This is a genomic window from Micromonospora sp. NPDC047812 (genome assembly GCF_040704175.1).
In the GTDB taxonomy this organism is placed as follows: domain Bacteria; phylum Actinomycetota; class Actinomycetes; order Mycobacteriales; family Micromonosporaceae; genus Micromonospora.
Genome location: NZ_JBEYRY010000003.1, coordinates 316,178 through 329,771, shown reverse-complemented (window position 1 = coordinate 329,771; position 13,594 = coordinate 316,178). Strand labels below are relative to the sequence as shown.

Genomic DNA, 13,594 nt, shown 5'->3' with positions numbered 1-13,594 from the left:
TGTCGACGTACCGCCGGCCGTCCCGGATACCGCGCAGGGCGACGGTCGGTCGGGACACCCGTCGGCCCCGCGGGAAGGCCGGTGGACCTACGCTCGGGGGCGTGCGGGTGGCCGAGGCGCAGCGGGGGGCGGGCCGGGCGGCGGGCAGGCTGCTCCGGCTGCCCCGGGCCACCGTGCTGGATCTGCTCATCGGCGTCGCCGTCTCGGCCGTCGTGGCGATGGCGATCACCGCGAACGTGGGCGGCGACCGGGGACGCGACGTCCCCGCCTACCTGTTCGCCGTCGGGCTCGGCGCGCTCGTGCTCCTGCGCCGCCGGGCGCCGACCGCCGTGCTGGTGGTCAGCGCCGCCGGCCTGGTCGCCTACTACGTGGCCGGCTACCCGCCGGTCGGGTTGGCCCTCCCCCTCGCCGCGGCGCTCTACTCGGCGGCCGAGGCCGGGCAGCTGCGCTGGGCGGTGCTCGTGGGCCTCGGCCTGCTCGTCGTCTCCACCGCGTTCCGCGCGGCGGATGGCGCGAGCGTCGCGTACCTCATCGGCTTCGAGCTGGCCTCCAGCGTCGCCATCATGGCCGCCGCGGTCGCCCTCGGCGACGGGGTCCGCTCCCGGCGGCTGCGGCGCCGGGAGCAACGGTGGCGGCTGCGGCAGCTGGAACGCGACCACGCCCGGGAGGCGGCGCGCCGGGTCGAGGAGGAACGGCTCCGGATCGCCCGGGACCTGCACGACGTGATCGCCCACCACATCTCCGTCATCTCGCTGCACGCCGGCGTGGCCGACGAGGCCCTCGACGACGACCCGGCGGCCGCCCGGGCCGCCCTGGGGCACGTCCGCTCGGCCACCACGCAGGTCGCCCGGGAGCTGCGCACCACCCTCGGTCTCCTGCGCGACCCGGCCGTGGCCGAGCCCCGGCAACCGGTGGCGGGACTGGCCGGACTGGACGCCCTGGCCGCCGGCGCGCGGGCCACCGGGCTGCGGGTCGCCGTCCACCGGCAGGGCGAGCTCACCGGTCTGCCCGCCGCGGTCGACTCGACCGCCCACCGGCTGATCCAGGAGGCGCTGACCAACACCCTGCGCCACGCCGGCGCGCGCACCGTCGAGATCGACGTCGTCCGCGGCCCCCGCACCCTCGCCGTCACCGTCCGCGACGACGGCCGTGGGCAGGGCGAGGACGCCCCGCGCGGGTACGGGCTCGGCGGCATGCGGGAGCGCACCGCCCTGCTCGGGGGCACCGTCACCGCCGGCAACCGACCCGGCGGTGGCTTCGAGGTACGCGCCGAACTACCCCTGGGAGGGGCCACGTGATCCGGGTGGGACTCGTCGACGACCAGCACCTGGTCCGCGCGGGGCTGCGCGCGCTGCTGAACCGGGCGCCGGACATCGAGGTCGTCGGCGAGGCGGGCGACGGCGACGCGGCGTACCGGCTGGCGGTCACCGAGCGACCGGACGTCCTGCTGATGGACGTCCGGATGCCGGGCACGGACGGCATCGAGGCCACCCGCCGCATCGTCGCCGACGAGCGGCTCACCGGCGTACGGGTCGTCGTGCTCACCACGTTCGACACCGACGAGTACGTCTTCGAGGCGATCCGGGCCGGCGCGTCCGGCTTCCTGCTCAAGGACACCGGCCCCGACGAGTTGCGGGGGGCGGTGCGGATCGTCCGGGCCGGAGAGGCCCTGCTCTCCCCCGCGGTCACGCGGCGGGTCATGGCGGCGGTGCGCGCCGGCGGGCGGGAGCCGGACCCGACCCGGCTGGGCTCGTTGACCGCCCGGGAGCGGGAGGTGCTGGCCGAGGTCGCCGCCGGCCGGTCGAACGACGAGATCGGCGCGGTCCTGCACATCAGCCCGGCGACCGCCCGGACGTACGTGAGCCGGCTGCTGGCCAAGCTGCACGCCCGCGACCGGTCACAGCTCGTCGTGGCGGCGTACGAGAGCGGCCTGGTGCGGCCCGGCTCACCGCCCGACGCGGGCTGACCGGCGCTCGGCGCGTCCGCCGGCACCGGCGACTCCGGGCGGCACCGCCGGCGGGCTCCGTTGAAAAACATTCAGCAAGAACGGACATAAATCCCCGGGCGCGACCTGCGACAGGGCCTCTGACTTCGTACGCCGCGCCACAAGGCACTCCCGGAACCGGGTCCGGACGTGTCACGATTCAAGGCACGGCGTGCGGGTCGGCGCCGAGGGGGCTCAGGCGGCCGCGCCGCGGGCGCGTGATGAGGAGGATGTCCGGTGTCAGCGGGTGGTGCCCGCCGGGGACGGCGGGACAACGGGCTCGACGCGAGCGAGTACGCCATCGCCGGCGACGTGGATCCGCGCGTCGGCGAGCACCTGCTCGACGTCCTGGCCGCCGGCGGGATCGCCGCCTACCTCCAGCCCTCGGCCGACCTGAACCCGGTCACCCGCACCACCACCGTCCCGTCCCGCCCCGTCGACCGGCTCTACGTCGACCGGTCTCACCTGAGGACCGCGCGGGACTACCTGACCCAGCTCGCGGACGAGACGGCCCCCGAGAAGCCCCGCGACGACGAGCCGGACATCGAGGCCGAGTGGGCCCGCATCGTCGCCGGCTTCCACACCACCGCCCCGCCCGGTGGCGACAACCCGTGGCCCGCCGCCGAGGACGTGGACGACGCGCCCGGGCCCGCCGGCGGACCGGTGGCCCTCGGCACGCCCGACGAGCCCGCCGGGCCGACCGCCACCGACGTGCGCCGGCTGCCGTACGCGGCCGACATCTCGGGCGTCTCCCTCTCCCGTGGCCGGCAGGACGAGCCGTCGCTGCTCGACGGGCTGGACACCTTCGGCGCGGACCTGCCCGACGACGAGGCGGAGGACGAGCGCTACACCCCGCCGCCGCCCCCGCCCCTGCCGCGCTTCTCGAAGTACGCGGTGGTCGGTGTGCTCGCCATCGTGCTCGGCTTCGTGCTCTTCCTCTTCCCGTCGGTCTTCCCCGTGGCCGACCCCTCGGTGGTCAACCTGTTCGGCTTCACCGGCATCCTCGCCGGCTTCGTCGCGCTGATCTGGCGGCTGCGGCCCGGTGACGACGAGGACCACGACCCGGACGACGGCGCGGTCGTCTGACCGCCGGCACTCCTGCCCGCATCCCGGGACGACGGACGCCCCGCGCCGAGGGCGCAACACTGGTGTAACTTACTGTCAGTAGGAATACCGCTGTCCGTCACATCCCTCGCTGACTGCCCGGTTGTTCCTCCGCTGCGGCGGTCGCTCCCCTGCTGATCGGAATGCCCGAGATGCGACAGAGTTCCCTCGTGGTGGTGGCCAACCGCCTGCCCATCGACGACAGTGTGGCGCCCGACGGGGCCTGCGAATGGCGCCGCAGCCCCGGCGGCCTGGTCAGCGCCCTCCATCCCCTCCTGCGGCACACCCCGGCGACGTGGGTCGGGTGGGCCGGCGGCACCGGCCCGGCCCCGGCGCTGCCCGACGTGGACGGCGTCCGCATGCACTCCGTTGCGCTGAGCGCCGAAGACCTGCGCGACCACTACGAGGGCTTCGCCAACGCCACCCTCTGGCCGCTCTACCACGACTCCGTGGAACAACCGGAGTACCACCGCAGCTGGTGGGAGGCGTACCAGCGGGTCAACCAGCGGTTCGCCGAGGCCACGGCCGACATGGCCGAGCCCGGTGCGGTGGTGTGGGTGCAGGACTACCACCTGCAACTGGTACCCGGCCTGCTCCGGCAGCTGCGGCCGGACCTGCGGATCGGCTTCTTCCTGCACGTGCCGTTCCCGCCACCCGAGCTGTTCATGCAGCTCCCACGCCGGGCCGAGTTGCTGCGCGGGATGCTCGGCGCCGACCTGATCGGCTTCCAGCGCTCCCAGGCCGCGCACAACTTCGCCCAACTGGTGGCGAAGGTGCTGGACGTCCCCGCCACCGACCGGCGGATCGCCGTCGACGACCGGGTGGTCCGGATCGGCGCCTTCCCCGTCTCCATCGACACCGTCGAGATGGCCGCGCTGGCCACCCGGCCCGACGTGGCCGACCGGGCCGCCCGGCTGCGCCGCGACCTCGGCAGTCCCGAGCAGGTGATCCTCAGCGTCGACCGGATGGACTACACCAAGGGCATCGAGCAGCGGCTCAAGGCGTACAGCGAGCTGCTCGCCGACGGGCACGTCAAGGTGCGCGACACGGTGCTCGTGCAGGTGGCGGTGCCCAGCCGGGAACGGGTCGGGCAGTACCAGATCCTCCGCGAACGGGTGGAACGCGAGGTCGGGCGGATCAACGGCGAGTACGGCCGGGTCGGCGAGCCGGCGATCCACTACCTGACCCAGCCGTTCGACCGGGCCGAACTGGCCGCGCTCTACCGGGTCGCCGACGTGATGGCGGTGACCCCGCTGCGCGACGGGATGAACCTCGTCGCCAAGGAGTACGTGGCCGCCCGCGTCGACGACACCGGCGCGCTGCTGCTCAGCGAGTTCGCCGGCGCCGCCGCCGAGCTGCCGCAGGCGTACCTGGTCAACCCCCACGACCTGGAGGGGCTCAAGCAGGGCCTGCTCGCGGCGCTGCGGGCGGGCCCGGACGACCTCGGCGCGCGGATGCGGGCCATGCGGGCGCACCTGCACCGGCACGACATCCGGGCGTGGGCCCGCTCCTACCTCTCCGCCCTCGACGACAACGGCTCGCTGCTTACCCGGCTGGGCGCCGCCGGCTGAGGCCGGCGGCGCGGCCCGCGTCGGTCAGGGCCGGCCGGTCGGCGCGGGGTCCTTCTCCAGCCAGTCCAGGATCGCGTCGACCGGCTCCCGCCACCGCGCGTCGAGCATCATGTCGTGCCCCATGCCGGGAAAGAGCAACGGGGCGGAGCCGTACCGCCGGGCCGCCCGGGTCAGCGCCGTCGCCGGGACGACCCGGTCGTCGGGGCTGCCCAGCACGAGCACCGGCGGGTCGCCCACCGCCGGCTCGGCGGCCCGCCCGGTCAGCAGCTGCCACTGGGCGCGCCGACCGGCCCGCCCCAGCCGGCCCACGTAGCTGCGGGCCTCCGCCTCGGGCAGCTCCCGGCTGAACAACTGGCGGCGACTCAGCCGCAGCGGCCCGCCGAACACCGCCGGCAGCGTGCCGACCGGGTTGCGGCGCAGCGCCGCCCCGAACGTCGCCCAGCCGCCGAACACCGGCGCGACCAGCACCGCGGCCCGGGCCGGGTAGCGGGCCAACGCGTGGGCCACCACGAGCGCCCCGGCGCCGTGCCCCACCAGCACCGCCTGGCGCGGCAGGCCCGCCGCCACCTGGGTCACGTCGTGGGCGTACGCCCGCAGCGTCGCCTCCGGCGCCGGCCCGCTGTCGCCGTGCCCGCGCAGGCTCAGCGCGTACGCCGGGAAGCCCCGGGACGCGGCGTGGCCGAGCCAGTGCTCGGCGAACGCCCAGGCGCCGTGCCCGAAGCCCGGTACGAAGAGCAGCGGCGGGCGTCCCTGTTCCACCTCGGGGGCCGCGCCGAGCACCTCACGCCGGACCGGGCGGACCGGGCGGGCCCACTCCCGCCCCCGCATGATCCGCACCTGACTCACTGTTCCTCCAGGTCGTGCAGCGCGCGCTGGACCGCGCGCAGGTAGTCGGCGTGGCCCACCTCGAACCAGTGCCGGCTGCTGTCCTTGACGGGCCCGGCGTACCGCTCCCCCGCCTTCGCCGTCACGCGGGCGGCGAAGGCGGCCGCCCGGTCGGGACGGGTCACGCGCAGCCGCAGCAGCCGGGCGAAGAGCACCGACTGCCAGTGCGACAGGGGGAAGATGCCCGAGTCCGGCTGCACCAGCCCGGTCACGGCCAGCGTGGGGCGACCGGGGACGAAGGCGTTCAGCCAGAGCTTCGGGCGGCCCTCCCCCGCGTCGTCGCCGAGCACCTTCGGGTCGAGGAACTCGAAGCGCGGCAGGTACCCGGTGGCGAAGACGACCAGGTCCGGGTCGATCTCCCGGCCGTCGGAGAGCTCGACGGCGTACGGGTGGAAGCGGGCGACGTCCGGCACCGGCGCGATCCCGCCGTGGCCCACGTAGTAGACGAGCTGGCTGTTGGCGATCGGGTGCGTCTCGTAGACCCGGTGGTCGGGCTTCGGCAGGCCGAAGCGGGTCAGGTCGCCGACGGTCAGCCGCAGCGTCCAGTGGTAGAGCCACTGCCGCACCCGCAGCGGCACGCGCAGCGCCAGCAGCGCGTCGTTGACCTGGTCGGCGGGGCGGCCGAGGACGTACTTCGGGGCGTACCAGTAGCCCCGGCGGGTCGAGTGCCAGCAGCGCGACGCCTGCTGGGCAGCCTCGACGGCGATGTCGCAGCCGGTGTTGCCGGCGCCCACCACCAGCACCCGCTTGCCGCGCAGCTGCGCCGGGTCCTTGTAGGACGAGGCGTGCATGACCTCGCCCCGGAACTCCTCCAGCCCCTCGTAGCGGGGCAGCTTCGGCGACCAGTTGTGGCCGTTGGCGACCACGACGGCCGCGTAGCGGGAGGTGCGTTCCGGGCCGTAGCCGCCGGTGCTGCGGGTGGTCACGTCCCAGCGGTCGCCGGCCACGGGCTCCACCCGGACGACCTCGGTGCCGAACCAGATGTGCCCACGCAGGTCGAAGTGGTCGGCGTACCGCTCGAAGTACGACAGCAGCCGGCTGTGGTGCGGGTAGTCCGGCCAGTCGTCCGGCATCGGGAAGTCGGGGAACTGGGTGAACGGGCGCGACGAGATCAGGTGCGTGCTCGCGTACACCGGGCTGCGGTCGTGCCGCCAGTTCCAGGCGCCGCCGACGCCGGTCTCCCGCTCGTAGCAGTCGACGCCGAAGCCGTGTTCCTTCAGGTTCTTGATGGCCGTGAGACCGCTGGCCCCCGCGCCGACGACGCAGACGGTGTCGCCCCGGTCGGAGACCGGCCGGCCGTCGCGGGTCAGGGCGAGAGTGGTCGCCTCCGGGTCGGGCCGGCCGTGGTCGGTGGAGGTGGACACCGGGGATCTCCTTTTGTGCGGCACGAGTGCCGGGTCGCGCAGCATCCTCTCCACTACGGAGCGGGTTGTCCAGCCCCGGCCGCGCCGGACGGTCAGTCGGCGGCCGGCAGCAGCAGGTCGACCAGGACCGGGAAGTGGTCGCTGGCGCGGCGGGTCTGCGGGGTGTCCACCACGTCGTAGTCGACCACCGTGATCCGGGGATCGACGAAGAGGGCGTCGATGCGCCGCCGCGGGTCCGCGCAGGAGTAGGTGAGCCGGTCGGCCCGGTCCATCGCCACGGCGGCGTCGGTCAGCCCGCGCGCCACGGTGGCCCAGGCCGGCCCGTCCGGCCCCTCGTTCAGGTCGGCCGCGGCGACCACCGGCGTGGTGGCGGCGTCCAGCTCGCGCTTGAACAGCGCGGCCTGCGCGGGCCGCTCGGCCGGGTCGGTGGACAGGTGCGACCCGGCCAGGGTGAACCGGGCCGCGCCGGCGACCAAGCACTCGGCGTACGCGGCGCCGCGCAGGTGCCGGCCGGGGGTGAGCGGGAAGCGCTGGCAGCGGTCGGCCACCACCCGCACCCGCAGCCTGGTCAGCAGCAGGTTGCCCAGCGCGGGCAGCCCGCCGGCGGCCACCACCAGGCCGAAGGACTCCGCCAGCGCCGCGGACTTCTGCCGCCACCGGAACCGGCGCGGCCCCTCCTGCACGATCACCACGTCCGGCCTGGCGTCGCGGACCACCGCCGCCAGCGCGGCCGTGTCGTCGCGCTGGCTGTGGATGTTGTACGACACGACGCGCAGCGGCACGCCCGGGCTCTGCGTCACGGCCACCGCCTCAGATCCGGCGGGCCAGGTCGGCGGCGCCGATGACGCCGGCGGTGTTGCCCAGCTCGGCCGGGCGGATCTCGGCGACCGGAAGGCGGCTGCGCTGGGCCAGGGCGTCGGCGAACGACCGGCGGGTCGGGCCGAGCAGCAGGTCCCCGGCGTCGATCACGCCGCCGCCGACGACGAGCACCTGCGGGTCGAGGATCTGCGCCATGTCGGCGAGGCTGGTGCCCAGCCACCGGCCGACCTGCGCGAACGCCTCGGTGGAGACCGGGTCGCCGGCCTGCGCGGCTGCGGTGACCATGGGTCCGGTGACCGCCTCGGCCTCGCCGTCGGCCAGTTCCAGCAGGCCGGTGGCGCGGTGCGGCTCCTGCCGGGCGGCGGCGCGGGCGAAGCGCACCAGGGCGCTGCCGCTGGCGTACTGCTCGATGCAGCCGAGCCGGCCGCAGCCGCACTGGTGGCCGTCCGGCACCGTCAGCATGTGGCCCAGCTCGGCGGCGATGCCGTTGGCGCCCCGCAGCAGTTCCCCGTTGAGCACGATGCCGCCGCCGACGCCGGTGCCGATGGTGAACATGACCATCGAGTCGTCGGCGTCGCGGGCCGCGCCGTGGCGGAACTCCGCCCAGGCCGCCACGTTGCCGTCGTTCTCCACGATCACCGGCAGGCCGGTGGCGGCGCTGACGTAGTCGCGCAGCGGCTCGTCCCGCCACGCCAGGTTCGGGGCGAACAGCACGGTCGAGCGGCTGGCGTCGATCCAGCCGGCCGCGCCGATGCCGACCGCCTCGATCGCGTGCCCGGCGGCCAGTTCGCGGACCAGTTCGGTGATGACGTCACGGGTCTTGGCGACGTCGTCGGCGGGGGTGTCCCGTCGGGCCTGCACGAGGACCGTGCCGGCGGCGTCCACGACACCACCGGCCACCTTCGTGCCACCGACGTCGACTCCGATGGTCAGCGTCACCGCTGCCACTCCCCTCTGCTGTGCTGCCCGCACCGGCGCCGGCGGACGGCCGGCGCGTGGTCGGGATGTGCGTTGGTCAGGCCCCGTCGCCCGGGGGTTGCTCGCCCTCGTCCCCCGGTGCCCGGGACGTGGGGACCACGGGCCCGTCGGCGGACGTCCGGACGGTCACCGCGGCGGCCTGCCCGGCGACGTCGACGGGCGGTACGGCGGCCGGGGCGGTCTCGTCCTCCGCCCGCGTGGCGGCGGACCAGACGTCCCGCTCCGGTGCCGGCTGAGAATCATGCCCGCTACGGGTGGCCTCGCGCCACACGTGGTCGTCCGCGCCACCCGGCCCCGGGGTGGCCGCCGGCCCGGCGGGGGCGTCGGCGGGCGCGTCGGCGGAGGGCTCGGGCGGGGTGAAGGCGCGCAGCAGGCTGGCCACACCGGCGGCCAGGTCGCCCGCGCCGGTGGCGAGGCGCTCGGCGAATTCGGGGCTCGGGTCGCGCAGGGCCGCGATGCCCCGACAGACCGGGCAGACGCAGCATTCGGCCGCGCCGGTGGCGAAACCACCCGTGGGCTGCCCGGCCGAGTCACCCGGGCCGCCGCTGTGACCGAGGACACTCGACACGATCCCACCGAGCGGACCCCACTGCCCACCCTTCGCACCGGCCGCGGCCAGCCGGGCGGCGGCCAGCGCCGTGGCGACCAGACGTTCGGCCTCTTCCCGGGCCGAACCCGGATCCGTTGCACCCATGGTCGGCTCCCCTACCGTGCCGCCGGACGCGTCACTGCGCCGCACCGGATGCTTCTACCCGGCGCTTGAGCTGCTTCAACGCGGTATCCATGATCATTTTTTCGGCCTTGCGGCGGAACATGCCGAGCATCCCCACGGAGAGCTCGACCTCCAGGGTGTAGGTCACCGTCGTGCTGCCGTCCGGGTTGCCGTCCAGGTCGTACGAGCCGCGCTGGAACTTCTGCATCTTCGAGGGCGCCACCAGGTGCCACTCGATCCGGGAGAGGTCCTCGGCGTACTCGTAGGCCAGCACGTACTCGTCGGCCAGCACACCGGCGTCGATGGTGAAGCGGACCTGGCTGGCGTAGCCGTCCTCGTACTCCTCAATCACCTCCACCCGCCGCATCGCCTCGGTCCACTCGGGGTAGCTCGGGAAGTCGCAGATGACCGCCGCCACCCGATCCGGTGACGCGCCGATGATGATCGACTGGGTGGAGGTGTCCGCCATGGGGGGAGGCTACCCGGCACCGGCGGCGCCCACGCCGCGCCGCCCCCGGCACGCCGGATCGCAGCGTCCGGCGGCGACCCGCGGGCAGCCTGGGCGACCTGCCTTTTCGCCCCGCTCACCCGGGCGGGTAGGTTTCGACAGAGCCGACCCGTGGTGGCGGCCGGCCCGGCCAGTGAGCACGAGGGAGTGCAGGTGCGCGAGTTCTCCGTCCCGCCGATCGTCACCGTCGGCGACGCGGCCAACCTCACCGACCCGGTCTGGGACAACGCCGAGGTCGCCCCGGACACGGTCCAGTTCGTCCGCCCGACCGGCGCGGGGGGCACCTGGTCCGACGTCACCTGCCGGCAGTTCCGCGACGAGGTCGTCGCGGCGGCCAGGGGCCTGGTCGCGGCCGGCGTCCAGCCCGGCGACCGGGTCGGCCTGATGAGCCGCACCCGCTACGAGTGGACCCTGCTGGACTACGCGATCTGGGCGGCCGGCGCGGTGACCGTGCCGATCTACGAGACCTCCAGTGCCGACCAGGCCGCCTGGATCCTGTCCGACTCCGGCGCGGTGGCCTGCGTGGTGGAGAGCAACGCCCACGCCACCCTGGTCGCCGGCGTCCGGGACCGGCTGCCCGACCTGCGTCACGTCTGGCAGATCGACCTCGACGCCGTGGACGAGCTGGTCCGGGCCGGCGGGGCGGTCGACCCGACGGAGATCGACCGGCGGCGGGCCGCCGTCCGCGCCGACGACCTCGCCACCATCATCTACACCAGCGGCACCACCGGCCGCCCCAAGGGCTGCGTGCTGACCCACCGGAACATGTACGCCGACATCGCCAACGCGGTGCCGGTGCTGCCGAACCTGTTCCGGCCGGGCGCCTCGACCCTGCTCTTCCTCCCGCTGGCGCACGCCTTCGCCCGGCTCATCCAGATCGGCGTGGTGCAGGCGCGGGCCACCATGCGGCACTGCGCCGACCCCAAGAACCTGGTCGCCGAGCTCCAGGAGTTCCAGCCCACGTTCGTCCTCTCGGTCCCCCGGGTGTTCGAGAAGGTCTACAACGGGGCCAAGCAGAAGGCCGAGGCCGACGGCAAGGGCAAGATCTTCGCCCGGGCGGAGCGGGTCGCCATCGCGTACAGCGAGGCGCTGGAGACCTCCGGCGGGCCCGGCCTGGCGCTGCGCGCCCAGCACGCGCTCTTCGACAAGCTGGTCTACCGCAAGCTGCGGGCGGCGCTCGGCGGCCGGTGCCGGGACGCCATCTCCGGCGGCGCCCCGCTCGGCGCGCGGCTGGGCCACTTCTTCCGCGGCATCGGCGTGAACGTGTGCGAGGGCTACGGCCTGACCGAGACGTCCCCCGCCGCCGCCGCGAACCTGCCCGACGCCACCCGGATCGGCTCGGTCGGCCGGCCGCTGCCGGGGGTCACCATCCGGATCGACGACGACGGCGAGATCCTGATCGCGGGCGATCTGATCTTCCAGGGCTACTGGCGCAACGACGAGGCGACCGCCGAGGCGCTCAGCGCGGACGGCTGGTTCCGCACCGGCGACCTGGGCCAGCTCGACGACGACGGCTTCCTGAGCATCACCGGCCGCAAGAAGGAGATCATCGTGACGGCGGGCGGCAAGAACGTCGCCCCGGCCGTGCTGGAGGACCAGGTCCGGGCCCACCCCCTGGTCAGCCAGTGCGTGGTGGTCGGTGACCGCGCGCCGTTCATCGCCGCGCTGGTCACCCTCGACGAGGAGGCGCTGCCGCGCTGGCTCGCCTCGGCCGGCCTGCCCGAGGACACCCCCGTCGAGAAGCTGCGCGACCACGAGGGACTGCGCGCCGAGATCCAGGGCGCCGTCGACGCCGCGAACCAGGCGGTCTCCAAGGCCGAGGCGATCAAGGTGTTCCGGATTCTGCCCCGCGACTTCACCGAGGCGACGGGCGAGCTGACCCCGTCGCTGAAGGTCAAGCGGCAGGTGGTGCACAAGTCGTACGCGGCGGAGATCGCCGACATCTACCGGGGCTGACTACCATCCGTCACGTGCCCGCCTCGACGCCCTCCCGGCCCCAGCCGCATCCCCTCGCCGCCGCCGCGCGCGTGGTCATGCTGGCGCTCGTCGCCGTCCTGACCCTGTACGCCACGGACGACCCTGGCCAGCTCTGGTGGATCGCCTTGCTGGCGGTCGCCGGGCTGCCCGCCCTGCTGGCGCCCGAGCACCGGCCGGTCGGCCCGCTCAGCCGGTTGGCCGAGGTGCTGGTGCTGGGGCTGGCCGCGAGCCAGGTCGCCGCCGTGGCCACCCTCGGCGGGGACGCCGGCGGGCTGGGCGCCTCGGCGGTGCTGCCCTACCTGGCGGTGCCGGTGACCGTCACCGCGCTGCGCCGCCGGTTCCGCGAGGGCGTCGCCCTGCTGGCCGTCGCCGCGGCCACCCTGCTGGTGGCGGGTGCCCTCACCGAGGCCGACGGCGAGCGGCAGATCGGCCAGCTCGGCTACCTGGTGGTCTGCGCCCAGTGGCTGATCCTGGCCGGGCTCGGCCTCGCCGCCGCCAGCGGCCTGCACCGGGTCATGCAGGTCCGCAACGAGGGCAAGCCCCAGCCGTACGCCGAGGCGACCCGGCTGCTCACCCAGCTGCGCACCGTGGCCCGGCAGCTGCCCGGGGCCACCCTGGACCCGGGCGGCATCTCCGAGCACCTGCTGGAGGAGCTGCGCACGGTGGCCCGGGCGGACCGGGCGGCCGTGCTGTCGGCCAGCGGCGGCGGCCGGCTGGTGGTGCTCGCCCAGGTGGGCGTGGAACGGGTCGACTGGGAGACGACGCTGGACGCGGACTCGGCCATCGCCGACGCGTGGGCCAGCCAGCAGCCGCACACCGCGGCCCGGTCGCAGGCCCGGTCGCACCGCGGCGGCGACGTGTCCGCCCTGATCGTGCCGCTGGTGGCCGGGGTGCGCACCGTCGGGCTGGTGGTGCTGGAGGCGGACGCGGCGCAGGCGTACCCGCCCGGCGTGGTGTCCCGGGTGACCGGGCTGACCCGCCCGGCCGCGCTGCGGCTGGAGGCGGCGCTGCTCTTCGACGAGGTCCGCTCGCTGGCCACCAACGAGGAACGGCAGCGGCTGGCCCGGGAGATCCACGACGGGGTGGCACAGGAACTGGTGATGGTCGGCTACGGGATCGACAACGCCCTGGCGTACGTCGACGAGGACCCGCAGGAGACCGCCGAGGCGCTGCGCACGCTACGCGGCGAGGTGACCCGGGTCATCACCGAGCTGCGGCTGAGCCTATTCGAGCTGCGCAGCGAGGTGGACCGGCACGGCGGCCTGGCCGCCGCGATCGCCGAGTACGCCCGCACGGTCGGCGCCTCCGGCGGGCTGCGGGTGCACCTGTCCCTGGACGAGTCCACCGCGCGGCTGCCCGCCGCCACCGAGGCCGAGTTGCTGCGCATCGCCCAGGAGGCGGTCACCAACGCGCGCAAGCACGCGGGCGCGTCGAATCTCTGGGTCACCTGCGAGGTCGACCCGCCGTACGCGCAGATCGAAGTGTCGGATGACGGTCAGGGGATCGCTGACCAGCGGTCCGACGGGCACTACGGTCTTGCGATCATGGCCGAGAGGGCGGAACGTATCCGGGGCCGGTTGGAGATCAGGCCGCGGCAACCGAGCGGCACGACCGTGGCGGTGGTGCTCGGCTCCTCGCCCCGGCGCGATAACGTGCGCGGTAGCGCAGCGGCAGTAGAAGGGGAGTAACCCG

At 74.9% G+C, this 13,594-nt stretch carries 12 protein-coding genes; 6 read left to right on the top strand and 6 right to left on the bottom strand.

Annotation, left to right across the window (positions count from 1 at the left end; all coding sequences use genetic code 11):
- Positions 1-101 precede the first annotated feature (101 nt).
- The 4 genes from AB0883_RS16545 (at position 102) to AB0883_RS16530 (ending at position 4,659) form a co-directional block, all read left to right on the top strand.
- Complete coding sequence (locus tag AB0883_RS16545) at positions 102-1,298, top strand: histidine kinase (protein ID WP_366642007.1); 1,197 nt, start codon at positions 102-104, stop codon at positions 1,296-1,298.
- Positions 1,295-1,966 carry a response regulator transcription factor gene (locus AB0883_RS16540; RefSeq protein WP_366642006.1) on the top strand — a complete coding sequence of 224 codons (672 nt, stop codon included), beginning with the start codon at positions 1,295-1,297 and terminating at the stop codon, positions 1,964-1,966. Before AB0883_RS16545 ends, AB0883_RS16540 begins: the two co-directional genes overlap by 4 nt.
- Positions 1,967-2,221: 255 nt before the next feature.
- Positions 2,222-3,070, top strand: coding sequence for a DUF308 domain-containing protein (locus tag AB0883_RS16535; RefSeq protein WP_366642005.1), 849 nt, complete (start codon positions 2,222-2,224; stop codon positions 3,068-3,070).
- A gap of 170 nt (positions 3,071-3,240) precedes the next feature.
- Positions 3,241-4,659 carry a trehalose-6-phosphate synthase gene (locus tag AB0883_RS16530; protein ID WP_366642004.1) on the top strand — a complete coding sequence of 473 codons (1,419 nt, stop codon included), beginning with the start codon at positions 3,241-3,243 and terminating at the stop codon, positions 4,657-4,659.
- 24 nt (positions 4,660-4,683) lie between these two features.
- Here AB0883_RS16530 and AB0883_RS16525 read toward each other — a convergent pair whose 3' ends face one another.
- The 6 genes from AB0883_RS16525 to AB0883_RS16500 form a co-directional block, all read right to left on the bottom strand.
- Entirely contained in the window at positions 4,684-5,487 is an 804-nt protein-coding gene (locus AB0883_RS16525; protein WP_366642246.1) for an alpha/beta fold hydrolase, read from the bottom strand.
- Between the two features lie 14 nt (positions 5,488-5,501).
- Complete coding sequence (locus AB0883_RS16520; RefSeq protein ID WP_366642003.1) at positions 5,502-6,908, bottom strand: NAD(P)-binding domain-containing protein; 1,407 nt, start codon at positions 6,906-6,908, stop codon at positions 5,502-5,504.
- Between the two features lie 92 nt (positions 6,909-7,000).
- Entirely contained in the window at positions 7,001-7,708 is a 708-nt protein-coding gene (locus tag AB0883_RS16515) for an endonuclease/exonuclease/phosphatase family protein (protein ID WP_366642002.1), read from the bottom strand.
- Between the two features lie 10 nt (positions 7,709-7,718).
- Positions 7,719-8,666 carry an ROK family glucokinase gene (locus AB0883_RS16510; protein ID WP_366642000.1) on the bottom strand — a complete coding sequence of 316 codons (948 nt, stop codon included), beginning with the start codon at positions 8,664-8,666 and terminating at the stop codon, positions 7,719-7,721.
- A gap of 76 nt (positions 8,667-8,742) precedes the next feature.
- Complete coding sequence (locus AB0883_RS16505; RefSeq protein WP_366641999.1) at positions 8,743-9,399, bottom strand: hypothetical protein; 657 nt, start codon at positions 9,397-9,399, stop codon at positions 8,743-8,745.
- 31 nt (positions 9,400-9,430) lie between these two features.
- Positions 9,431-9,886: an SRPBCC family protein gene (locus AB0883_RS16500; RefSeq protein WP_366641998.1), complete on the bottom strand. Its 456-nt coding sequence runs from the start codon at positions 9,884-9,886 to the stop codon at positions 9,431-9,433.
- Between the two features lie 192 nt (positions 9,887-10,078).
- Here AB0883_RS16500 and AB0883_RS16495 point away from each other — a divergent pair, with 192 nt between their 5' ends.
- A complete protein-coding gene (locus tag AB0883_RS16495) occupies positions 10,079-11,881 on the top strand; it encodes an AMP-dependent synthetase/ligase (protein WP_366641997.1) in 1,803 nt (600 codons plus the stop codon).
- Between the two features lie 14 nt (positions 11,882-11,895).
- Positions 11,896-13,590, top strand: a complete 1,695-nt coding sequence (locus tag AB0883_RS16490) for a GAF domain-containing sensor histidine kinase (RefSeq protein WP_366641996.1) — start codon at positions 11,896-11,898, stop codon at positions 13,588-13,590.
- Positions 13,591-13,594: the final 4 nt, after the last annotated feature.

Bases quoted from the DNA above. Each gene is read 5' to 3' on its own strand.
- AB0883_RS16530 (WP_366642004.1), top strand. From the start codon at position 3,241: ATGCGACAGAGTTCCCTCGTGGTGGTGGCCAACCGCCTGCCCATCGAC.
- AB0883_RS16525 (WP_366642246.1), bottom strand. From the start codon at position 5,487: ATGCGGGGGCGGGAGTGGGCCCGCCCGGTCCGCCCGGTCCGGCGTGAG.
- AB0883_RS16505 (WP_366641999.1), bottom strand. From the start codon at position 9,399: ATGGGTGCAACGGATCCGGGTTCGGCCCGGGAAGAGGCCGAACGTCTG.
- AB0883_RS16500 (WP_366641998.1), bottom strand. From the start codon at position 9,886: ATGGCGGACACCTCCACCCAGTCGATCATCATCGGCGCGTCACCGGAT.